General features: G+C 55.1%; 22 protein-coding genes. All 22 read left to right on the top strand.

From position 1 onward, the window contains the following. The first annotated feature begins 2 nt into the window (after positions 1–2). A complete protein-coding gene (gene secY / locus JW937_05575; protein MBN1586884.1) occupies positions 3–1352 on the top strand; it encodes a preprotein translocase subunit SecY in 1350 nt (449 codons plus the stop codon). Next, positions 1349–2110, top strand: a complete 762-nt coding sequence (map, locus tag JW937_05570; protein MBN1586883.1) for a type I methionyl aminopeptidase — start codon at positions 1349–1351, stop codon at positions 2108–2110. The genes secY and map overlap by 4 nt, the downstream gene beginning before the upstream one ends. Then, positions 2089–2307 (top strand): translation initiation factor IF-1, encoded by a 219-nt coding sequence (gene infA, locus JW937_05565; protein MBN1586882.1) that lies wholly within the window; start codon positions 2089–2091, stop codon positions 2305–2307. The genes map and infA overlap by 22 nt, the downstream gene beginning before the upstream one ends. A 42-nt stretch (positions 2308–2349) precedes the next feature. Then, a complete protein-coding gene (gene rpmJ, locus JW937_05560) occupies positions 2350–2463 on the top strand; it encodes a 50S ribosomal protein L36 (GenBank protein MBN1586881.1) in 114 nt (37 codons plus the stop codon). 6 nt (positions 2464–2469) lie between these two features. Further along, a complete protein-coding gene (rpsM, locus tag JW937_05555) occupies positions 2470–2838 on the top strand; it encodes a 30S ribosomal protein S13 (GenBank protein ID MBN1586880.1) in 369 nt (122 codons plus the stop codon). Between the two features lie 13 nt (positions 2839–2851). Beyond that, positions 2852–3223 (top strand): 30S ribosomal protein S11, encoded by a 372-nt coding sequence (gene rpsK / locus JW937_05550; GenBank protein MBN1586879.1) that lies wholly within the window; start codon positions 2852–2854, stop codon positions 3221–3223. A gap of 12 nt (positions 3224–3235) precedes the next feature. After that, positions 3236–3868 carry a 30S ribosomal protein S4 gene (gene rpsD / locus JW937_05545; protein MBN1586878.1) on the top strand — a complete coding sequence of 211 codons (633 nt, stop codon included), beginning with the start codon at positions 3236–3238 and terminating at the stop codon, positions 3866–3868. Positions 3869–3918: 50 nt separating this feature from the next. Then, on the top strand, positions 3919–4932 hold the full coding sequence (locus JW937_05540) for a DNA-directed RNA polymerase subunit alpha (protein MBN1586877.1): 1014 nt from the start codon (positions 3919–3921) through the stop codon (positions 4930–4932). Positions 4933–4948: 16 nt separating this feature from the next. Continuing rightward, a complete protein-coding gene (gene rplQ / locus JW937_05535; protein MBN1586876.1) occupies positions 4949–5473 on the top strand; it encodes a 50S ribosomal protein L17 in 525 nt (174 codons plus the stop codon). A 97-nt stretch (positions 5474–5570) separates the two neighbouring features. Continuing rightward, entirely contained in the window at positions 5571–6743 is a 1173-nt protein-coding gene (locus JW937_05530; protein ID MBN1586875.1) for a pyridoxal phosphate-dependent aminotransferase, read from the top strand. 5 nt (positions 6744–6748) lie between these two features. Next, positions 6749–8020: an aspartate kinase gene (locus JW937_05525; protein ID MBN1586874.1), complete on the top strand. Its 1272-nt coding sequence runs from the start codon at positions 6749–6751 to the stop codon at positions 8018–8020. After that, positions 8017–9630 (top strand): citramalate synthase, encoded by a 1614-nt coding sequence (locus JW937_05520; GenBank protein MBN1586873.1) that lies wholly within the window; start codon positions 8017–8019, stop codon positions 9628–9630. The genes JW937_05525 and JW937_05520 overlap by 4 nt, the downstream gene beginning before the upstream one ends. Next, entirely contained in the window at positions 9627–12302 is a 2676-nt protein-coding gene (locus JW937_05515; protein ID MBN1586872.1) for a valine--tRNA ligase, read from the top strand. The genes JW937_05520 and JW937_05515 overlap by 4 nt, the downstream gene beginning before the upstream one ends. Next, entirely contained in the window at positions 12190–13041 is an 852-nt protein-coding gene (locus JW937_05510; protein ID MBN1586871.1) for an rRNA pseudouridine synthase, read from the top strand. Before JW937_05515 ends, JW937_05510 begins: the two co-directional genes overlap by 113 nt. Beyond that, the gene (gene nadC / locus JW937_05505; protein MBN1586870.1) at positions 13041–14018 is read left to right on the top strand and encodes a carboxylating nicotinate-nucleotide diphosphorylase; all 978 of its coding nucleotides are present in this window, start codon (positions 13041–13043) and stop codon (positions 14016–14018) included. Before JW937_05510 ends, nadC begins: the two co-directional genes overlap by 1 nt. After that, entirely contained in the window at positions 14015–16063 is a 2049-nt protein-coding gene (gene uvrB / locus JW937_05500) for an excinuclease ABC subunit UvrB (GenBank protein ID MBN1586869.1), read from the top strand. Before nadC ends, uvrB begins: the two co-directional genes overlap by 4 nt. Before the next feature lie 101 nt (positions 16064–16164). Further along, positions 16165–16953: a biotin--[acetyl-CoA-carboxylase] ligase gene (locus tag JW937_05495; GenBank protein ID MBN1586868.1), complete on the top strand. Its 789-nt coding sequence runs from the start codon at positions 16165–16167 to the stop codon at positions 16951–16953. Further along, positions 16950–17729: a type III pantothenate kinase gene (locus JW937_05490; protein ID MBN1586867.1), complete on the top strand. Its 780-nt coding sequence runs from the start codon at positions 16950–16952 to the stop codon at positions 17727–17729. The genes JW937_05495 and JW937_05490 overlap by 4 nt, the downstream gene beginning before the upstream one ends. Positions 17730–17983: 254 nt before the next feature. After that, positions 17984–18277: a co-chaperone GroES gene (groES, locus tag JW937_05485; GenBank protein ID MBN1586866.1), complete on the top strand. Its 294-nt coding sequence runs from the start codon at positions 17984–17986 to the stop codon at positions 18275–18277. A 39-nt stretch (positions 18278–18316) separates the two neighbouring features. Beyond that, positions 18317–19939, top strand: a complete 1623-nt coding sequence (groL, locus tag JW937_05480; GenBank protein MBN1586865.1) for a chaperonin GroEL — start codon at positions 18317–18319, stop codon at positions 19937–19939. Positions 19940–20419: 480 nt separating this feature from the next. Beyond that, positions 20420–21583, top strand: a complete 1164-nt coding sequence (locus JW937_05475; GenBank protein MBN1586864.1) for a GuaB3 family IMP dehydrogenase-related protein — start codon at positions 20420–20422, stop codon at positions 21581–21583. Beyond that, positions 21580–23121, top strand: coding sequence for a glutamine-hydrolyzing GMP synthase (gene guaA / locus JW937_05470; protein MBN1586863.1), 1542 nt, complete (start codon positions 21580–21582; stop codon positions 23119–23121). The genes JW937_05475 and guaA overlap by 4 nt, the downstream gene beginning before the upstream one ends. Positions 23122–23223 lie beyond the last annotated feature (102 nt).

Genomic DNA, 23223 nt, shown 5'->3' with positions numbered 1-23223 from the left:
GCATGCTGGGTGCATTGGTTAACGCCTTCAAAATACCGGACCTGAAAAAAAAGATCCTGTTCACCCTTGGGGTGGTCGCGATCTACCGGCTGGGCACCTATATTCCGACTCCGGGAATCAATAGCCATAAGCTGGCTGAGTTCCTTGATATGTTTACCCAAACACAGGGTGGGGCGATCTTTGGTGTTGTTAATTTATTTAGCGGCGGCGCCATGGAAAGAGCAACCATCTTTGCTTTGGGGATCATGCCCTTTATCACAGCGTCTATTATTATGCAGTTGTTGACGGCCGTAATCCCGGCCTTTGAGAAAATGGCAAAGGAAGGCGGGGACCAGGGGCGCAAGCAGCTGACACAATATACGCGCTACGCCACTGTGGGTTTGAGTGTGGTGCAGTCTTTCTTCATCGCCCTATGGCTGGAGAGTCCCGCGCGTTTCGGGGGTTTGCAGATTGTGGACTACCCCGGTTGGGGATTTCGCCTGCTGACCATTTTGACTCTGACCAGTGGTTCAGCCTTCATCATGTATTTGGGCGAGCTTATTACCGAGCGCGGCGTAGGGAACGGGGCTTCGCTCTTGATTACCGCGGGTATCATTGCCGGTTTGCCGACAGCAGGTTTTCAGCTGTGGGTTTTGGCCTCGCCGCTTTCCGCGGCGCGGCGCCAGATACAACCCATCACCTTGGTATTGCTGGTGATCATGATGGTCCTTGTAGTTCTTGCGGTGGTGCTTATTACGCTGGGTCAAAGAAAGATATCCGTTCAATATGCTAAACGCATGGTAGGACGCCGCATGTACGGTGGCCAGAGCACGTTTATTCCGCTCCGTGTAAACCAAGCGGGTGTTATCCCCATCATTTTTGCGCAATCCTTGCTGGTTTTTCCGGCCACGATAGCGGGTCTGGTGCCCAATGCAGGGTTTCAGGGGCTTGCGAACATCATGCTCCAAAACAAGGCGATCTATATTCCGATGTATACCCTTTTGATTTTGTTCTTTTCATATTTTTATACTGCGATTACGTTCAATCCGGTGGATATCGCCGACAACATTAAGAAGTACGGTGGATTTATCCCGGGAATTCGTCCGGGCCGGCCGACCGTGGATTACCTGGATTTCGTGATGGTGCGTATTACTTTGGCGGGTGCTGTGTTCTTAGCTTTTATTGCCGTGTTCCCTGATTTGATCGGGCAGTGGATGAAGATTCCTTATTCGATAGCGAGTTTCTTCGGCGGGACGGCCATGTTGATTATTGTCGGTGTTATGTTGGACACGATGAGACAGATTGAATCCCACTTACTGACACGGCACTATGAGGGTTTCATGAAGCGCGGGCGCCTAAAGGGCCGCAGGTGATCGAGGTAAAGACACCGGATCAGATCGACCGGATGCGTAAGCCATGCCTGATGGTAGGAAAGGTCTTGGCACACCTGAGTGAGATGATTAAGCCTGGTGTGACTACGCAGGCTTTGGATGACGCGGCGCGGGATCTGATTTCTGAGCTTGGCGGCAAACCGGCCTTCAAGGGCTATCGCGGGTTTCCGGCACATATTTGTGCCTCGGTGAATACAGTTGTGGTCCACGGGATTCCAGGTGAAACCGTCCTCCAGGAGGGCGATATTGTGGGAATCGACGTGGGCGTAGAATACGATGGCTATTTTGGTGATGCGGCCTTTTCCGCAGCCGTGGGGCGAATCACACCCGAGGCACAGAAGCTTATGGATGTGACTCAGGAGTGCTTAGCCGTCGGGATTGCGCAGGCGAGACCGGGCGGGCGCGTAGGTGACATTGGCGCTGCAGTGCAAGCCTTCGCGGAGAGTCATGGATTCGGAGTGGTCCGGGAGTTTACCGGGCATGGGATTGGGACGCAGATGCACCAGGATCCCCAGGTGCCGAACTTCGGCAAGGCCGGGTTCGGGGCCTTACTAAAAGAGGGGATGTGTCTGGCAATAGAGCCCATGATTAATGCGGGCCGCCCTGAGGTGGAAATTCTGGAAGACGGGTGGACAGTAGTAACTCAGGATGGGAGCTTGGCAGCCCACTTTGAGCACAGCATCGCGATTACTGCAAACGGTCCGGAGATTCTAACTGAATGGCCAAAGAAGAAGCAGTAGAAGTTGAAGGAAAAGTCATTGAAGCACTTCCCAATGCAGTGTTTAGGGTTGAGCTTGAGAATGGGCACCAAGTCAGAGCCCACGTTTCAGGCAAGATGCGGATGCATTTTATCCGGATTCTGCCCGGAGATCGAGTAACGGTTGAACTCTCCCCGTATGATTTGACCCGGGGCCGAGTGACTTATCGACACAAGTAATTGCCGTCCGGCTTGTAGGCCGGTCCGAAAACGGGTGTAAAGATGAAAGTTAAGTCATCAGTGCGAAGAATGTGTGATCAGTGCAAGATCGTCCGGCGCAAAGGCGTCGTGCGCGTCATCTGCACGAATCCCAAGCACAAGCAAAGACAGGGATAAGCTTCTATGGCACGTATTGTTGGAGTTGAACTCCCCAAAGAAAAAAGGATGGACGTTGCTTTACGGTCTATTTATGGAATCGGACCTACGCGGGCAGCGGAGATCTTAGGCCGGACCCAGATTGATCCGGCAATCCGCTCGAAGGATCTTTCAGAGGCGGATGCCTCCAAACTGACCTCTTTTATTCAGAGCGAGTACAGAGTCGAAGGTGAATTGCGCCGTGAGGTGACTGGGAACATCAAGCGCCTCATGGAAATTAGCTGCTACCGCGGGAATCGGCATAAGAGGTCTTTGCCCGTGAGGGGACAGCGTTCCCATACGAATGCCCGAACCCGGAAGGGTCCTAGGCGAGCTGTTGGCGGCCGCAAGAAGTAGGAAGGAATAGACGTTGGCTAAGAAGAAAATCACAAGACAAGTCGTAAGTGGAATCGTTCACATCCAGGCAACCTTCAACAACACCATTGTGACGATCACGGATCGCCAAGGAGCAACGCTTTCTTGGGCTAGCAGTGGTTCCGTAGGTTTCAAGGGTTCGAAGAAATCAACTCCTTTTGCTTCGCAGATGGCTTCGGAAACCGCAGCTAGAAAGGCAAAGGAGTACGGGCTTAAAGAGGTTGAGGTGTATGTGAAGGGTCCGGGTTCCGGTCGCGAATCGGCGATTCGCGCACTTCAGTCGGTGGGTATCACCGTGACTGCTATCCGGGATGTGACGCCGATTCCGCATAACGGGTGCCGTGCACCAAAGCGCAGAAGAGTTTAAGAGGAGTAGAGAATGGCAAGATATTCCGGTCCCTCTTGTCGGTTATGCCGTAGAGAGGGAGAGAAGCTGTACCTCAAGGGCATCAAGTGCCAAATGGAGAAGTGCGCGGTAAATCAGCGAGCCTATGCCCCTGGACAGCATGGCGCAATGCAGCAGAGGCGTAAGGCGTCCAACTACGGATTACAGCTGCGCGAAAAGCAGAAGGCAAAGCGCATTTACGGTGTGTTGGAGCGGCAGTTCAGACGGTACTTCAAGATTGCCGACCGTTCCAAAGAGGTGACCGGCGTGCGCTTGTTGCAATTTTTGGAGATGCGTCTGGATAATATTGCTTACTCTTTGTGTTTAGCCGCTTCTCGTGCGCAGGGACGCCAGTTGGTACGGCACGGATTTGTGTATGTGAACGGAAGGAAGGTTACTATTCCATCCTATCAAGTCAAGGTTGGAGATGAAATACAGGTACGAACCAGCGACGAAGGACTCAAGCGTATCAAGGAGATTCTTGAGCAGGTCCAGGACCGTGGCGTACCGAGTTGGCTTAAGTTAACTGCGGACGACCTGTCCGGTGGCGTTTTGAGAATGCCAATGCGCGAAGATATCCAGCAGCCGATCCAAGAGGCGCTGATCGTCGAGTTATACTCCAAGTAGCGCGGGACTCCGAGGAGCCACCATCATAAAGGGGAGGCAGAGAGTAGATTATGGGAATCAAATGGAAAGATTTTGAAATGCCGAGGGAAGTTGTTTGGGAAGAGGAAACTCTCACGAACACCTACGGCAAATTTTCCGGGGAGCCGTTTGAGCGTGGCTATGGGATGACGATAGGAAATTCTCTTCGCCGGATCCTTTTATCATCTATCGAAGGCAGTGCTGTGACATCCATTAAGCTGGACGGGGTGCTCCATGAGTTCACAACGGTTGAGGGAGTTACCGAAGATGTTACGGAGATCGTCCTCAATGTGAAGCAGCTTGTTGTGCGCTGCCATTCCAGGCAGTCCAAGACGGTTTCTTTGATTACCGACAAAAAAGGCCCGATCACGGCCGGGATGATCGAGAGCACGGATCAGGTGGAGATCCTCAACCCGGATCTGGTTCTTGCCACTTTAACCCGTCCCGAGCGCTTTGCTATGGAGTTGGAAGTAGGCCGGGGCCGGGGCTATGTGCCGGCTGAAGGGAATAAGAGGGCTGATCAGCCCATTGGTGTGATTGCGGTGGATTCGATCTTTAGCCCGGTTAGGAGGGTTAGCTTCAAAGTGGAAGATGCCCGCGTCGGACACATCACGGATTACGATCGTCTCATTATGGAGATAGAGACCAATGGGTCTGTGACCCCCAAGGAGGCTCTGTTGCACGCCTCAAATATTCTCCGTGCGCACTTGGATATTTTCCTCTGCACCGGGGAATTGCCGCCGGAAGTGGCTGATGATGAGGAACATGAGTTTGACCGTGAGCTTTACGAGAAACTGAAAATGTCTGTCTCCGAACTGGAACTTTCTGTTCGCAGCGCAAATTGCCTACGCGAAGCAGGTATCAAGTCACTGGCGGAGTTGGTCACCCAGGATGAGAATGAGATGCTTAAATATCGCAATTTCGGCAAAAAATCCTTGGGCGAGATCTCTGCAACCCTTGAGTTGATGGGCCTTAGGTTGGGAATGGATATTGATACCTCCAAACTGGTGGACACTGTGTCTGATCCGGGTACGGAGACTGTTTAGGGAGAAGGTTTGAGCAATGCGACACAAAAAAGCTGGAAAAAACTTTGGCAGACAGAAGGCACACCGGGACGCGACTGTGCGCATGCTCGTCAGGGGCTTGTTTGAGCGCGAGATGATTGAGACTCCGGTGGTGAGGGCCAAAATGGCCCAGCGCCTGGCGGAACGCCTAATTACCCTGGGCAAGCGCGGGGACTTGCATGCGATCCGGCAAGTCAACTCGGTGCTCAATGATCGTAGCTTGACCAGGAAACTCTTCCGGGAAATCGCGCCGCGTTTTGAGGAGCGCCAGGGGGGATACACCCGGGTGATTCGTACACGACGGCGGGTCGGTGACGGGGCGAGTCTGGCGGTCCTTGAGCTGACAGAGCGTAGTATTCAGATTTCTGAACCCATTAAGGCCGCTCCAGTCAAGGCGCCCGAAACCCCTGAGGAAGCCAAACAAGAAACCAAATCAACGGAAGAGCCGAAGAAATCTTCAAAGGGGGACAAAGAGGACCCCGGCTTCATTGGGAATCTCCGGAAGTTTTTCAAAAAGAAGTAACTTTTCAGAGTTGTACAGCGGTTCCTGATCCCTTTGGCCCTAGGCTCCTTGTGACCCTAGGGCCTGTTTTTAGTCAAAGCCTAACAGGAGGATACTGATGCGACTGAGTTCCCGTATTTCCCAGGTTCAACCTTCCGCTACTTTGGCACTTACGGCCCGTGCGGGTGAATTGCGATCCGAAGGCCACAAAGTCATTTCTTTGGCAGCGGGGGAGCCTGACTTCAATACCCCTGTCCATATTTCCGAGGCTGCTGCGAAGGCCGCCAAGGAAGGGTTCACGCGTTATACCCCTGTGGCCGGAATCCCTGCCCTGCGCGATGCCGTGGCGAATCTGCTCAAATCGGACTATGGCCTGGAATATAGCCGTGACCAGATTCTCATTTCTTGTGGAGGAAAGCATTCGCTGTATAACGTGCTTCAGGTCACTTGCGAGGAGGGGGATGAAGTGCTCTTTCAGTCCCCCTATTGGGTCAGCTATCCGGAAATGGTGCGTCTGGCCTCTGCCACGCCCGTAATTCTGGAGACGACTGCAAAAGAAAATTTTAAGATTACGCCGGAGAATCTCAAGGCCAAGCTTAGCTCCAAGTCGCGCGTTCTTATCCTGAACAGCCCGAGCAATCCTACGGGAGTCGTTTATGACCGGGAAGAGTTGGAGGAGCTGGTCAATATCGCGGTGGAAGCGGGTCTCTTGATTATCAGTGATGAGATCTATGACAAGATCATCTACGATGGTGCGAAGCATGTGTGTGTACCGGCGCTGAGTGCCGCAGCCAAAGAACACACCATTTGGTGTAATGCGGTTTCAAAGACTTATGCAATGACGGGCTGGAGAGTGGGTTATGTGGCCGGCGATCTCAGTGTCATAAAGGCGGCAACACGTTTGCAGAGTCATTCGACTTCGAATCCGGTTTCGGTGAGTCAGTACGCAGCTCTGGCCGCGCTCCAGGGAGATCAGACTTGTGTCCAAGGGATGCTGAAGGCATTTACCCGGCGCCGCCAGATCGCGATCGATTTTTGTGAATCCCATGGGATACCGTATGTCAAGCCTCAGGGGGCTTTCTATTTGTTCCTGGGCGTGTCCCAGTGGGGGTTGACGGGGAATCAGTTCTCGGATGGGTTGTTGGATGATTCCAAGGTGGTTGTGGTGCCCGGAGAGGCCTTTGGGTGCAGTACGCATGTTCGTTGCAGCTTTGCCTGCGGTGACGAGGAATTGAAAGAAGGATTGGAATTGATTGCGGCGTATGGCAAAAAAGTATTAACGGTGGTGTAAAGCAAATGACAAATCTTGTAGTCCAGAAATACGGCGGGACCTCGGTTGCAGATCCTCAAAAGATCATGAGTGTGGCCAATCGTGTGATGAAACGCGTTCGCAAAGGGTCTCAGGTCGTGGTTGTAGTCTCTGCTCTCGGGGATACCACGGATCGATTGCTGGAACTGGCGGCTGAGATTACAGATTCTCCGTCGGAGCGGGAATTGGCTGTTCTCATGTCTACAGGCGAACAGATTTCTGTGGCGCTTTTGGCCATGGCCATAGAGAAGCTCGGCGGCTCTGCCATATCATTCACGGGTATGCAGGTGGGTATTCGTACCCAGGGTTCCCATACCCGGGCGCGTATCCAAGAGATTAGCACGAGTACGGTGCTTAAGGCGCTGAAGGCGGGCAAAGTGGTGATTGTGGCCGGGTTCCAGGGAGTGGATACGGAACTCAATGTGACCACTCTTGGACGCGGGGGATCGGACCTTACAGCCGTTGCCATGGCAGCGGTTCTCAAGGCGCCTGTGTGCGAAATCTATACGGATGTGGACGGCGTTTACACGGCAGATCCTCGTATCTGTCCGGATGCGCGGAAACTCGATGCCATTTCTTCGGATGAAATGTTCGAAATGGCTTCTCTGGGATCACAAGTATTGCAGACGCGGAGTGTTGAGCTGGCAAAGAAGGCAGGTGTGGAAATCCACGTGCGCTCCAGCTTTTTGGACAAGGAGGGAACGGTGATTGTTAACCAGGCCGATGCATTGGAAGGTGTGGTGGTTACTGGGGTGACGTGTAACAAGAATGAGGCAAAGGTCTCGGTTTTGGATGTTCCGGACCGCCCGGGTATTGCCGCAAAGCTCTTCAAAATGCTTGGCGCAGCTGAAATCAATGTGGACATGATCATTCAAAACATCAGTCGAACGGGCCATACGGACATTACGTTTACTGTGCCTCAGGAAGACGTTAAGCGCACGCTCGAAGTCGTCGAACCCGAGGCCAAAAAGATCGGCTTTGCCGGGGTCCAGGCCGACAAGAATGTGGCCAAGGTTTCAGTGGTGGGAGCGGGCATGCGCAGCAGCGCGGGCGTGGCCGCCACGATGTTTGAAGCCCTGGCCAAGGCCAAGGTCAACATTGAAATGATATCCACTTCCGAGATAAAAATATCGTGTGTGGTCCGGCAAGAGAAAGCGGACAAAGCGGTTAAGGCCCTGCATGACGCTTTTCAGTTGGGGAAGAAGCGTCAAACTTCGTCGAAGGTGAGCAAGAAGAAGCCCTCAGGGAAGCGATCATGAAAAAGACAGTCAAGCTTTACGATACAACCCTTAGGGATGGCTCTCAAGGGGAAGGGATTTCTTTTACCGTCCAGGACAAGCTCTTTATTGCCGAGAAGCTCGACCAGTTGGGGATTCACTATGTGGAGGGCGGATGGCCCGGTTCCAACCCCAAGGACATGGAATTTTTCAAGCAGTACAAGAAGCTCCACTTGAAGAATGCCAAGGTGGCGGCTTTCGGGGCTACGCGGCGCGCTAATTTGAAGGCCGGTCAGGATCCCAATCTGAAGGCAATCTTGGAGGCTGATACGGAGGTCGTTACGATTTTTGGCAAGTCTTGGGATCTGCATGTGACGGATGTTTTTCGTATCAACCTGGATGAAAATCTCAAGATGATCTGTGACTCGGTCAATCTGCTTAAGTCCAAAGGACGCGAAGTTATCTATGATGCCGAACACTTTTTTGACGGCTACAAGGCCAATCCCGAGTACGCGATCCGTTCCCTGCGGGCTGCGGAAGAGGGAGGGGCTGATCTATTGGCTCTCTGTGATACCAACGGCGGGACCTTGACCCTGGAGTTGGCCCGCATTGTCGCAGAGGTCGGACAGCATGTGTCCGTGCCTTTAGGAATCCACGTGCATAATGATGGAGCAGTGGCTGTAGCCAACTCTGTTTCGGCAGTTGAGGCCGGTTGTGTGCAAGTGCAAGGGACGATCAATGGTTACGGGGAGCGCTGTGGTAATGCGGACTTGGTGCCCATTATTGCAAACCTGCAACTCAAACTGGGGTACAAGTGCGTGACAGCCGCACAGCTGGAATCTTTGACTTCAGTTTCTCACTATGTCGCGGAGATTGCCAATATGCGGCAGGCGGGAAACCAACCGTACGTGGGGGCCAGTGCATTTGCACACAAAGCCGGGGTGCATGTGAATGCCGTTCGCAAGAATTCGGTGACCTATGAACACGTGGATCCAAGCAAGATTGGGAATGCGCGGCGATTCTTGATGTCTGAACTTTCCGGTGTCTCCAATGTCCTCTGGAAGGCCGAGCAGCTGGGCTTTAAACTGGACAAAGGCTCGCCGGAGGTCAAGAAAATCCTCAGCACCATCCAGGATCTGGAATTTGACGGATATCATTTTGAAGAGGCTGAGGCTTCCCTGGAGATTATGATGCGCAGGTTGACGAAGAGCTTTGAGGAGTTCTTTGCCAGGGAAGGTTTCCGCGTTGTTGTGGCGGAGCGCGCGGGCAAAGTCTATTCCGAGGCCATCATCAAGGTCAATGTGGACGGCGAGTCCGAACACACTGTGGCGGAAGGGGACGGCCCGGTTAATGCTTTGGACAACGCTGTGAGAAAGGCGCTGGAGAAGTTTTACCCCTCCCTGTCCGAAATGCATCTTTCGGACTTCAAGGTGCGTGTTTTGGACGAAAAGGCCGGAACAGCGGCTAAGGTGCGCGTGTCCTTAGTCAGCCAGGACAAGGAAGACAGTTGGACCACGGCCGGGGTTTCGGAAAATATTATCGAAGCCAGCTGGATTGCCTTAATCGATTCAATTGAGTACAAGCTCCTCAAAGACTCGCGCCGGTCCAAGGCTGCCCCGCGCCGCAAAAAAGTAATCCGGCGAAAGAAATAATCATGACTCAATTAGCGACACGCTATGACCCTCAGGCCAGCGAGGAGAAGTGGTACTCCTATTGGGAGGATCGCGGTCTTTTTCAACCTGTGGATTCGCATAAAGAACCGTATACCATTGTCATTCCTCCCCCGAATGTCACGGGCATTCTTCATATGGGGCATGCGCTGAACAACACGATCCAGGATATCCTGATTCGATGGCAGCGCGCCAAAGGGCGTCCTGTTCTTTGGGTTCCGGGTACCGATCATGCGGGGATCGCCACCCAGAATGTGGTGGAAAAGAAACTTTGGCGCGAAAAAAAACAGCGCCGGCAGGACTTAGGCCGCAAGGCATTTGTGGAAGAGGTTTGGAAGTGGAAAGAAGAATACGGTTCGACGATCATCAGACAGCTCCGGAAACTGGGCTCTTCCTGTGATTGGAGCCGCTTGCGCTTTACCATGGATGAAGGCCTCTCCAAAGCCGTGCAAGAGGTCTTTGTCCGGCTTTACGAGAAGGGCCTGGTCTATCGCGGTCACTATATCGTCAATTGGTGCCCGCGCTGCCATACGGCTTTGGCTGATGAAGAGGCTCCGCACAAGGATCAGAAGAGCCATCTTTGGTATATTCGTTATCCCTATGACGGAGGGCATATCGTGGTGGCCACAACGCGGCCTGAGACCATGCTCGGTGACGTGGCTGTGGCAGTTCATCCCGAAGATTCGCGCTTCAAGAAGCTGATCGGCAAGAAGGTGACTTTGCCTCTGATTAACAAGGAGATTCCCGTCTTAGCGGATGAGATGGTGGACCGGGAGTTCGGAACAGGGGCTGTGAAGATCACTCCTGCGCATGACCCGAATGACTTTGAGGCCGGGAAGCGCCATGGAATAGACCCGGTCTGTATTTTGCATCCGGACGGGCGGATTGATTTACCCGGTTCGGAGTTTGACGGTCTGGACCGCTTCAAAGCGCGTGAACTTGTGGTTCAGCGACTCGAAGAGCAGGGACTTCTGGATAAGACTGAGGATTATGATCACGCAGTCGGCCATTGCTACCGCTGTGACACGGTGGTGGAACCCTATCTTTCGCCGCAGTGGTTTGTGAAGATGAAACCCTTGGCTGTGCCCGCCTTACAAGCCTGTAAGGATGAGCGCCTGCGTTTTTATCCCGCGCGCTGGACCCGGGTCTATACGGATTGGATGGAAAACATTCGGGATTGGTGTATCAGCCGCCAGATTTGGTGGGGACACCGCATTCCCGTATGGTATCCGGTCAATGCGGACGGAACTCTTGACGAGGAGAACCTGGTGGTCTCTCCTGTGCAGCCCGAGACGGATAAGCAGGGCAGGACCTACCAGCAGGATGAGGATGTCTTGGACACTTGGTTCTCTTCCTGGCTTTGGCCTTTTTCCACCCTGGGCTGGCCTGAGAAAACCGGGGATTTGGAGAAATTTTATCCCACGAATTGCCTGGTCACGGCCCCGGAGATCATTTTTTTCTGGGTGGCCCGCATGGTGATGTCCGGCTGTGAGTTCATGGGGGACATCCCGTTTAGCGATGTGTATTTGCACGGCACTATCCGCGATACCACGGGCAAGAAGATGTCCAAGTCTTTGGGCAATATCATTGATCCTTTGGATGTAATCGAGCACGTCGGCGCAGATGCCTTGCGTTTCAGTTTGGTATCCATGCAGGCACAGGGGCAGGATCTGTTTTTGTCTGAGGACAGTTTCTTGATTGGCCGGAATTTTGCCAACAAGATATGGAATGCCTCGCGATTTGTGCTGATGAATCTTCCGGAGCAAGGTGCGGACCCCGGCGCGCCGGGCCGCGAGAACCTTGCGGACCGGTGGATTCTTTCCAGGTTACAGAGTCTGGGAGAGAAGCTCGAGGACAATATGGGCCGTTACCGCTTCAACGATACAGCGGGGGCTTTGTATGAATTTTTCTGGGGAGATTTCTGTGATTGGTATTTGGAGTGGATCAAGCCCGTTCTGACGGATGCGGACGCGGACTCGAAAAAGCGCCGGGACCACCTCAATACTGCGGTCCATGTGCTGCGCTCCTTTGCTATCTTGTTGCAGCCGGTCATGCCTTTTTTGGCCGAAGAGATTTGGCATCAGTTGCACGAGCGTCTCGGGTGCAGTCCGGAATTCGAGTCCGTTATGGAGGCGCGTTGGCCTGAGACCGATCCTCAATTAAGGGATACGGGTGTGGAGTCCGAGGTGGCTTCGGTGCAGGCCGTGATTGCCCAGATCCGGAACTTGCGGGCCGAGTTCAAGGTGCCCCCGAAAACCGAGGTTGAGACCTTGTTGCGCAGCCGCTGCCAGGACGCGCGATCCACGCTGGAGTCGCATATGGATATTATTTGCCGTCTGGCAAAGGTCGGCACATGGAGCTGGTTGGGTGAGGATGAGAATTTGCCCCACGGCTATGTGTATGGGGCTTTGGATGGCGGTCAGATTGAGCTGCTGGCCACATGGACGGGACTAGACATTGATAGCGAGCGCAAGCGATTGCAGCAACGGGTAGACACTTTGCGCAATGAGCTGCAATCCTACGAGGTGAAACTTCAGAATGATGACTTTGTCCAAAAGGCACCGCCCGAGGTTGTCGCGGTCCAGCAACGCAACCGGGACGCCAAAGCCGAAGAGCTCCAGAAGGCCGAAGAGCGCATCCTCTCCTTCCAGTAAGGCCTCAGAGCCGGTTCGCCTTCAGGTGGCCTTGGCCCATGCGGGCGTGGCTTCCCGCAGAAAGGCGGAGACCCTTATTACCCAGGGGCGCGTCAAGGTCAATGGGAGCACGGTGCGCGAACTGGGAGTCAAGGTGGATCCGGCCAAGGACCGGGTTGAGTTTGACGGCAAGCCTCTGCGAAAGAGTCCGGAGGAATTCATCTGTCTTTTGCTGTACAAACCCAAGGGTGTGATTTCGACTGTTTCGGATGAGCGTTCGCGACGTACAATTATGTCCCTTTTGCCGCCGGACACGCCCCGTGTCTATCCGGTTGGGCGTTTGGACCGGGACACCACAGGGCTGTTGCTTTTGACCAATGACGGAGAGATTGCCTTTCGCCTGGCTCATCCGAGCTTTGAGGTCCACAAGAAATACCGGGTTTGGGTGCGGGGCAAGGTGCGCCTGGAGGATTTGCGCAGGCTGGAAAAGGGTGTTCAGCTGGAGAGGCGGGAGCGCAAGACTGCGCCGGCGCGTCTGGAGCGCTTGAGTATGGAGGAAGGCGTGACCTGTATCGAAGTCGTGCTTCACGAGGGCCGGAACCGGCAGATCCGGCGGATGTTCGAAGGTTTGGGCTATGAGGTACAGCGACTCAAGCGCGTAGAGCTCGCAGGCTTGACTCTCGGACGTCTCAAACCCGGGGAATCGCGGCGTCTCTCAACGCAAGAGGTGACACAGCTCAAGAAGGCGGTAAAATTGTAGTGGTTGTCATCCCCGCGCAGGCGGGGATCTACTTTGGTCAACTTATGGAAATCACGAGACTTGCCCATCCTAAGCGCGCGGACGCGCGTCGAATTATCCTGGAAGCCCTGCGGGAGGATTCTGCCCGTAAGGACTGTACGTCCAGGGCGGTCTTGTCTCCGCGCATCCGGACCTTGGGCCAGATAACGGCTAAGGAAGAAGGAATACTCTGCGGGATTCGTATTGCCAAGTGGGTCTTTGAAGAAATTTCCACCAAGGCCAAGGTTCGTTTGTTGGCTAAGGATGGAGATAGGATTGAAAAGGGCCAGGTGGTGGCTGACGTCACGGGCACGGCCTGGGTTGTGTTTGCCGGTGAACGCGTGGCTCTCAATCTGTTGTCTCATCTCTCGGGAATTGCCACAGAAACACAGCGTTATGTAGAAAAGGTGAAACCCCATCCTGCTAAGATTTTGGATACGCGCAAGACATTGCCCGGTCTGCGTCTGTTCCAGCGCTATGCCGTGGGTGTGGGCGGGGGAATGAACCATCGCTTCGATTTGGCGGATGAGATTCTTATCAAGACCAATCACCTGCGTTTGATGTCCGGTTGGGATGAAGAGACTCAGAGCCATCGTAAAGCTTTACGTGAGGCCATGCAGAGAGTCCAAGGGCGCACACCAGACGCTGAAGGAACCAGGGTTATGGTGGAGGTCGCCAATCTGCACGAATTCGAAGAGGCACTTCATATGAAGCCGGATGTGGTACTTTTGGACAATATGGGGCCGGCCGAGTGTGCCGAAGCAGTGCGTATTTCCCGTACCTTGGCCCATCCTCCGAGGCTCGAGATCTCAGGAGGCATTAACTTGGCCAATGTGGGCCGGTATGCCGAGACCGGGGTAGACCGGATTTCCGTGGGGGCCCTCACCCATTCGGTACGCGGCCTGAATTTTTCTCTGCGTGCCCAACTCATCTTTCCTGAAGGCGGACGGCATTCGTGAGCCTGTTCCAGATTGAAAGCCCTTTTCCTCCTGCCGGCGACCAGCCACAGGCCATTGAATCCTTGGTCAAAGGAATCCGCAATAACGAAAGGGCCCAGGTCCTCATGGGGGTGACGGGCAGCGGTAAGACTTTTACCATGGCCCACGTTATTGCGCAGTTAAACCGGCCTACCCTGGTCATGTCCCATAATAAGACTCTCACCGCCCAACTCTATAGTGAGCTCAAGGAGTTCTTTCCGCATAACGCAGTGGAGTACTTTGTGAGCTACTACGATTACTATCAGCCCGAAGCCTACATCCCCCATACGGATCTGTATATCGAAAAGGATTCTTCGGTCAACGATGAATTGGACCGCTTGCGCCTTTCCGCGACGACCTCTTTGATGTCGCGCGAGGATGTCATTATTGTGGCCAGTGTTTCCTGTATTTATAACCTGGGTTCGCCTAAGAACTACCGGTCTATGCTGCTGTTTTTGGAAAAGGGTCAGATTGCCAACCGCGAAGAGGTGATGGAAAAGCTCGTGGCCATTCAATACGATCGGACGCAATATGATTTGACTCGCGGCAGCTTCAGGGTCAGGGGAGATGTATTGGAGATTCTGCCGGCCTATTCGGAGAAGGCTTTTAGAATCGAGTGGTGGGATGATGAGATCGAACGCATTGCCGAAATTCATCCGGTGAGCGGTAATATCCTGGAACGGCGCGAAAAGGTGGCGATTTATCCGGCCAAGCATTTTGTCATGGAAAAAGATTCCATGGGGCCGGCGCTGAAAGCCATCAAGCAGGAAATGATTGAGCGCGTTAGGGAACTCAATGCTGCCGGCAAACTGGTTGAGGCACAGCGTTTGGAGTCACGGACGCTTTACGACTTGGAGATGCTTGAGGAACTCGGTTTTTGCCACGGGGTGGAAAACTATTCGCGGCATTTGAGCGGCCGGGAGCCGGGTTCGCGGCCGGATTGCCTGCTGGACTATTTTCCGCCCTCTTTTCTCACCTTCTTCGATGAGTCCCATGTGACGATCCCGCAGGTAATCGGCATGTATGAGGGAGATCGCGTTCGGAAGAGCACGTTGGTGGAATACGGATTCCGTTTGCCGTCTTGTTTGGATAACAGGCCTTTGCGTTTTGAGGAATTCAACCAGACTATCGGACAGCAGGTATTCATGTCGGCTACGCCGGCCAAGTACGAACTCACCCTGGCTAAGGGACGGGTGGTGGAACAGATTGTGCGGCCCACAGGCCTGGTGGACCCGCCCATTGAAGTGCGGCCGACTGAGGGACAGGTGGATGATTTGGTTGAGCGCGTCCGGGAGCGCGCCAAGCGCCATGAGCGTGTGTTGGTGACAACCCTTACCAAACGCATGGCCGAGGATCTGAGCGGCTATCTGCAAAAAATGGACTTGCGCGTCAAGTACCTGCACAGTGATATCGGCGCGCTTGAACGCGTGGAGATTCTCCGGGACTTGCGCCTGCGCAAATTCGATTGCCTGGTGGGTGTGAACCTGTTGCGTGAAGGTTTGGATTTGCCGGAGGTGAGTTTGGTTGCTGTTTTAGACGCAGACAAAGAAGGTTTCTTGCGTTCGCAGACCTCTCTGATTCAGGTATCGGGCCGCGCTGCGCGTAACATTAACGGAGAGGTTGTGCTTTACGCGGATCGGGAGACGGGTTCAATGCAGCGGGCCCTGGAGGAATGCAATCGCCGCCGCAAGATCCAGGAGGCTTACAATAAAGAACACAATATTACGCCGCGGAGTATTCAAAAGGCAATCCGGGATGGGATCGAAACCCACAAGGAGGCCGAGGACATAGAGCTGCAAGTCACGGGCCAATCCGAAGCGGAATTTATCAATGAGACGGTGATTGCGGATTTGCAGGCCGAGATGGAACGCGCGGCCAGAAACTTGCATTTTGAGCGAGCTGCCCTCATACGCGATCAAATCAAAATACTGCGCGGGGAGAGCGACCAATCCAAAGCCGCGCTCCAGCAAGGCCGTTTTATGCACAAGAGCCGCAAGACCCACAAGAACAAGCGGAAGTTTGGTTGAAGCCTCAACACTGTCATCCCCGCGAAAGCGGGGATCTAGTTGGATGACTGAAGGCAAGAAAATTCCCGCCGGAGTTTACCCTGAGCTTGTCGAAGGGGGGAATGACATCAGAAGTGGGGCTGGACGCTCCGGTCAGCCGGAACATCAAAGAGAATGGGACCATGAGCACACCCACAATCGGTAACACCGTAAGACACCTCAAAGAGGTCGGCTCCACCCAAGACGCAGCTCGCTCCTGGGCTGCTGAAGGGGCCGCCGTGGGTGCGGTTGTGGTGGCTGACTCCCAGACTGCGGGCCGAGGCCGCCACGGGCGCCCTTGGATTTCTCCGGCAGGCAAGGGGCTGTATCTTTCGGTGGTGCTCGGCCAAGATGGAGCCGAGAGGGGGATACAGTGGTCCATTGCCGCGGCAGTGGCTGTGAGCCGGGCTCTGGAGGGCATGACCGGTCTGCGGGCCGGCATTCGCTGGCCCAATGATGTGCTTGTCACGGGCAAGAAGGTTTGCGGTATTCTGGCAGAGACCTATAGCGAGGGCCCTCTGATCCTGGGCTTGGGAATTAATTTGAGCGGCAGCGGTTCAGACCTGGATCCCCAGGCCTCTACTCTGGCTGAGCTCAGAGGTTCGGAATTGGAGCCTGAGGCCTTGCTGGAGCGGCTTTTGGAGGAGCTTGGACTTTGCCACACTGTGTTGAGCGAGGGTCGTTTTGAAGTGCTTCTCATGGAAGCACGCGAAAGATCCGTGCTCCTGGGCCGGCAGGTGCGGGTGCAGTGTTCGGGACGCGAATTCACGGCACAGGCCGTGGATTTGGAAGCCAACGGCGCACTGCGGGTTCGTACGGAAGACGGCAAAGAAGAGAGTCTGACTGCCGCTGAGGTGGAGAGATTGCGATGAAGGCTTGTCAAATTTTGGCCATTGACATCGGAAACACGCGTGCAAGCTGCGCTTGCTTTGTGGGAAGGCGTTTGATGTCAACGGCCCATGTGCCCACTGAAGGGCTGCGGAGCGTGTCTGTGGCTGATGTGAGGCGCATCTGGAAGCAACTCGGACCAAAGGATGCCGGGCCGGATGCAGTGGTTTTGGCCAGTGTGGTGCCTCGTGTGAGCGCGGGCCTGCGCAAGGCGATCAAGGCATGGTGCGGATCCGGACCATTGGAGCTGGGACGCAACCTGACAGTGCCCCTGAAGGTCAACTACCGGCCGAGTTCCTCGGTGGGCCCGGATCGCTTGGCAGCCGCTTTGGCAGCAGTCGCGAAACTGGGAGCGCCGGTCATTGTCCTGGATTTTGGCACAGCCCTCACCATTGATGTGGTCAATGCACAGGGAGTGTACGACGGGGGATTGATCGTGCCTGGGATCGAACTTAGTCTGGATTCTCTGTACAAGTACACGGCTCTCCTGCCTGCAGTGAAGGTCAAAGCCCCGGCCGGGGTCTTGGGTCATTCCACAGAGGCCAGCCTGCTCAGCGGGGCAATCCGGGGATTGGGCTATGTGTGTGACGGGGCGGTTGCAGAGATCCGTTTATCTCTGGGAAAGAAGACTCCGGTATTGGGTACAGGGGGGCGGGCATCGCTGATGCGGCGCTACACCCGTTGCTTGGATCAAGTGGATCCCCACCTGACTCTCCGCGGCCTTGAAATTGCCTTTAGATCCAGGGACAGGTCTCTCTAACCCACTCTCCCCCAAAATGTTGTGTAAGGGTCGTCCCCATCAGCTATCCGGCCCAAGGGGACGGATCTCGTGTAACTTACTGTGAAAATTGGGGATAGCGAGAACCGTCCCTGAATAGGGAAATACTGCATTTTTTGCTTGCTCTGTGTTCCCACATCCACTAAACTAAGCCTAATGAATTTTCTGGCACTCAACGGGATAGAGTGCTGATAACTGAAGAAGGATCATGGAACCAACGAGAAGGAGGAGTTACGATGGCCCTTAAGCCTTTGGGTGATCGAGTCCTGGTCAAGCTTCTGGAAGCAGAAGCAAAGACCCAGGGGGGTATTTTGTTGCCGGACACAGCCAAGGAAAAGCCCCAAGAGGGCGAGATTGTGGCCGTGGGCACGGGCAAGGTGCTGGACAGCGGTGAAGTGAAGGCGCTGGACGTCAAGGTGGGTGACAAGGTGCTTTTCGGCAAGTATTCCGGCACTGAGGTCACAATCAAGAATACTGACGAAGATTATTTGATTATGAGGGAAGACGACATTCTGGCCATTGTGCAGTAAGCACGGGGACAGAGTTTCGAAACGAAGGAGGAGTTTAAAGTGGCTAAGCAGCTGCAATATAAAGATGAAGCCCGGCGCTCGGTGCTCCACGGAGTGGAGCAGTTGGCCGCAGCGGTCAAGGTGACCCTGGGTCCCAAGGGCCGGAATGTGATTTTGGACAAAAAATTCGGCGCTCCGACCATTACCAAGGACGGGGTGACCGTTGCCAAGGAAGTGGAACTGGAGGATCCGTTTGAGAACATGGGCGCCCAGCTCGTGAAGGAAGTGGCGGAGAAGACCTCGGATGCAGCCGGTGACGGCACCACGACTGCGACGGTTTTGGCCGAGTCGATTTATCGCGAGGGACTGAAGAACGTGACAGCGGGTTCCAACCCGACAGCCCTGAAGCGCGGTATCGAAAAGGCCGTGGAAGCCGCGGTGGAGGCACTCAAAGGTCTGTCAAAAGAAGTGAAGAGCAAGAAAGAGACGGCCCAGGTAGCCAGCATCGCAGCCAACAACGATCAGTTCATCGGCGAGATCATTTCCGATGCCATGGACAAGGTCGGGCGTGACGGAGTGATTACCGTGGAAGAGGCCAAGAGCATGGAGACCACGCTTGAGGTCGTCGAAGGGATGCAGTTCGATCAGGGTTACTTGTCCCCGTACTTTGTGACCGATTCAGAGCGCATGGAAACCTCCTTGGAGAATCCCTATATCCTCATCCATGAGAAAAAGATCTCTGTGATGAAGGATATGCTGCCAGTTTTGGAAAAGATTGCCAAGACCGGCAAGCCGCTCCTGATCATTGCGGAAGATGTGGACGGTGAGGCCCTGGCCACTCTGGTGGTCAACAAGCTGCGCGGCACGCTTTCTTGCGCAGCGGTCAAGGCCCCGGGTTACGGCGATCGCCGCAAGCAGATGCTCGAGGATATTGCCATTCTCACGGGCGGAAATGCCATCAGCGAGGACCTGGGAATCAAGCTCGAGAATCTGAGTTTGGAGGATCTGGGGCGCGCCAAGCGGGTCACAATCAACAAGGACGACACCACGATTATCGAGGGTGCGGGCAGCACCGATAAAATCAATGCCCGGGTATCCCAGATCAAGAAGCAGATCGAGGACACGGATTCGGACTACGATCGTGAGAAGATGCAAGAGCGTCTGGCCAAGCTGGCCGGGGGTGTGGCGGTGATCAACGTGGGCGCCGCGACTGAGACTGAAATGAAGGAGAAGAAGGCCCGTGTCGAGGATGCCCTGCATGCGACCCGCGCAGCTGTGGAAGAGGGGATCGTCCCCGGCGGTGGCGTGGCTTTGCTCCGTACCATCTCAAGTATTGAGGGCCTGAAGCTCAAGGGCGATGAGGCGATCGGCCGTGACATTGTCTTGCGCGCTGTTGAGGAACCGCTCCGGCAGATTGCCGCGAATGCGGGCCAGGAAGGTTCCATTGTGGTGCAGCGGGTCAAGAGTGAGACCGGTGCCAACGGGTACGATGCCCAGGCGGATCAGTACAGGGATATGATCCAGGCTGGAATCATCGATCCGACCAAGGTCACGCGCACGGCTCTCCAGCATGCGGCGAGTATTGCCGGTTTGCTGCTGACGACCGAGACCCTAATCACCGAAAAGCCGGAGAAAGAGAAGGCCATGCCTTCAATGCCCGGCGGCGGGGATATGGGTTATTAATCCAGCATGAAATAGTCGTTCCAAAGGCCCTGCTGTCACACCGGCGGCAGGGCCTTTGTCTTTTGCGCGCTCCAGGGAGGAACCTAGGCTTTGAACCAGGGACAGGTCTCGGCTATTCATTGTGCGGCAGTAAGTTACGTGAGAACCGTCCCCTTTGGTCAGGGTGTCGGGTCTGCATTCCCCAAAGATCGGGCCGGTCGTCCTCACTCGGGATCGCCTTAGCTAATCTGTTCCTCATTAGGTGAAGTGCAGAGGGCTGCCCAACATCGCGGGGCAAACGCCCTCAAGACATTTGTGGCTTTAGCGATTTTGAGCTCCTCCGTGAGGCGCCGCCCCTCCGGAGGGTGTCTCCATCCGGTCCTAAGCAAGCTTCCAAGCCCGACCGGGGGAATGATTTCGGGATATGGAGCCACGATTGACACCCCCAGATGCCGCGACTATATTAATCGGATAACGTCGTTAACCGGGAGGAAGGTCTAGATGGGAATGTGGATTGGACGGGGCCGGAAGGCCCGTAGATGCTACGGATTTGATGAGATTGCACTGGTGCCCGGCTCGGTCACCATCAACCCCAATGAGGTGGACACAAGCTGGAAATTGGGGGGGCGGAAATTTGATGTGCCGATCCTGGCTGCAGCCATGGACGGGGTTGTGGACGTGCCCTTTGCCGCGAAGATGGGCGAACTCGGAGGCATCGCCGTTCTCAACCTGGACGGGGTTCAGACCCGTTACGAGGACCCGAATGAGGTCCTGGACAAGATTGCCAAGGCGCCCCCCGAGGAGGCCACTCACCTGGTTCAGGGGCTCTACACGGAACCGGTCAAAGAAAAGCTGGTCGAAAAGCGCGTGAAGGAGATGAAAGCTGCGGGCGCCACGGCCGTGGTTAGTTGTATTCCCCAGAATGCCGAGCGCAACGGGAAGATTGCCCAGGATGCGGGTGCGGATGCGTTCTTTGTCCAGTCCACAGTCGCCACAGTGGAACACATTGCCACGGAATATAAGGTCTTGGACCTGCCCAAATTTCTCCAAAAGACAATGAAGATTCCCGTTGTGGTCGGGAATGTGGTGACCTATGAGGTGGCTCTTCAGCTCATGCAAGCCGGAGCCAAGGGCGTCTTGGTGGGTGTGGGGCCCGGAGCGGCGTGTACCACCCGGGGGGTCTTGGGCCTGGGTGTTCCCCAGGTGACGGCCACCTGCGATGTGGCGGCAGCTCGGGACTTTCACTATAAGACCTCGGCCGAATATGTGCCGATTATCACGGACGGGGGGATGAATACGGGCGGGGACATCTGCAAGGCCTTTGCCTGCGGGGCGGATGCGGTAATGGTCGGTTCGGCCTTTGCCCGCGCGCAGGAAGCGCCGGGCCGCGGTTACCATTGGGGCATGGCCACACCTCATCACAACCTGCCTCGCGGCACGCGGATACGCGTCGGCACCACAGGAAGCCTGGAGCAGATTCTTTTTGGTCCCGCAGATCTGGATGACGGCTCTCAGAACTTAGTGGGGGCTCTGCAAACGTGCATGGGCAGTATTGGCGCGCGCAATATCCAGGAAATGCAGATCACCGAAATCATTATTGCTCCGTCGATTCGTACTGAGGGAAAGATCTTCCAGCAAGCGCAGCGCGTTGGGATGGGGAAGTGAGGCACGAGACTGTCCTCATCCTGGATTTTGGTTCCCAATACAGTCAGCTCATTGCCCGTCGTGTTCGCGAGTCCAAGGTTTTTTGCCGCATTGTTCCCTATACAGTGAGTCCTGAAGAGATCCGGGAGATTGCGCCCAAGGGTGTGATTCTTTCCGGCGGTCCGGCCAGTGTGAATGAGCCGGATTCACCGCGCCTGGACCCCAAGGTTTTTGACGCGGGGGTTCCTATCCTCGGAATCTGCTACGGCATGCAATTGCTTGCCACGCTGACAGGCGGGTCTGTGCATGCATCCTCAGGCCGGGAATACGGGCGCACCGCGCTGCGGGTGTGCAACCATGAGGATCTCTTTGATGAGGTGGAGGCAGAGAGTGTTTGCTGGATGAGTCATGCGGATATTGTGGACTCCTTGCCTCCGGCATTCGATGTTTTGGCCACAACCTCTCAGATTCCGCTTGCTGCTGTGGCCGACCGTAAGCGCCGCTTCTACGGCGTCCAGTTCCATCCGGAGGTTGTGCACACATCCCAAGGCGCGCAAATTCTCCGGAACTTCCTCTATAAGATATGCGGCTGCAAGGCGGATTGGACCGCAGATTCGGTAATCGAGGAATCTGTGTCCCGGATTCGAGAGCAGGTGGCCGCCGACCACGTGGTCCTGGGCCTGAGCGGCGGGGTGGATTCCTCTGTGGCCGCGGCCCTCATTGCAAAGGCCATCGGGCGCCGCCTGACCTGTATCTTTGTGGACAACGGGTTGCTTCGCAAGAACGAGAGGAAAACAGTTGAGGCGGCAATCGGAGAGCATTATGACGTGGATCTCCGTGTGGTCGATGCGCGCAAACGATTCATCGATGCGTTGCGCGGCGTTGAGGATCCCGAAAAGAAGCGCAAGATTATCGGCCATCAGTTTATCGAGGTTTTTGAGGCTGAAGCGGCCCAAATAAAGAACGCCAAGTTTTTGGCCCAGGGCACGCTTTACCCGGACGTCATTGAATCCGTTTCTCCAAAGGGGGCGCCCTCGGCCGTGATCAAGAGCCACCACAATGTGGGGGGCTTGCCCGAGCACATGAAACTCGAACTTTTAGAACCCTTGCGCGATCTTTTCAAAGATGAGGTGAGGGTGATCGGAACCGCTTTGGGTTTACCCGATTCCCTGGTATGGCGCCATCCATTTCCCGGCCCGGGCTTAGCCGTGCGTATCTTGGGCGAGGTGACTGAAGAGCGATTGAAAGTCCTGCGGGAGGCCGATGTCCGTGTCCTGGAAGTGCTGCGCACGAGCGGGCATGAGCGGTCTGTGTGGCAGGCCTTTGCTGTGCTGCTGCCTGTGCGCAGCGTCGGAGTGATGGGCGACGCGCGGACCTATGAGAATGTGGTGGCCATCCGGGCGGTGACGAGCCAAGACGGCATGACTGCCGACTGGGCACAACTCCCGCATGACGTGCTCAATCAAATGTCCTCGCGCATTATCAACGAAGTGCCCGGTGTGAACCGGGTTGTCTACGATATCAGCTCCAAGCCACCCGCTACGATTGAGTGGGAATAACTGATCCAGGAGCTGATTGTTTTGGTGCGCAACCTGGTCTTGCGCTGGGAATGCCCCATTTACTCCGGACCGCCTCACGTAGGCTTTTCATCCTTTTGAGAA

It is taken from the genome of Candidatus Omnitrophota bacterium, assembly GCA_016929445.1.
Classification (GTDB): Bacteria; Omnitrophota; Gorgyraeia; order JAFGIU01; family JAFGIU01; genus JAFGIU01.
Note: the sequence above shows the minus strand (reverse complement) of the source record. Positions and strands in the feature narration are given on the sequence as shown.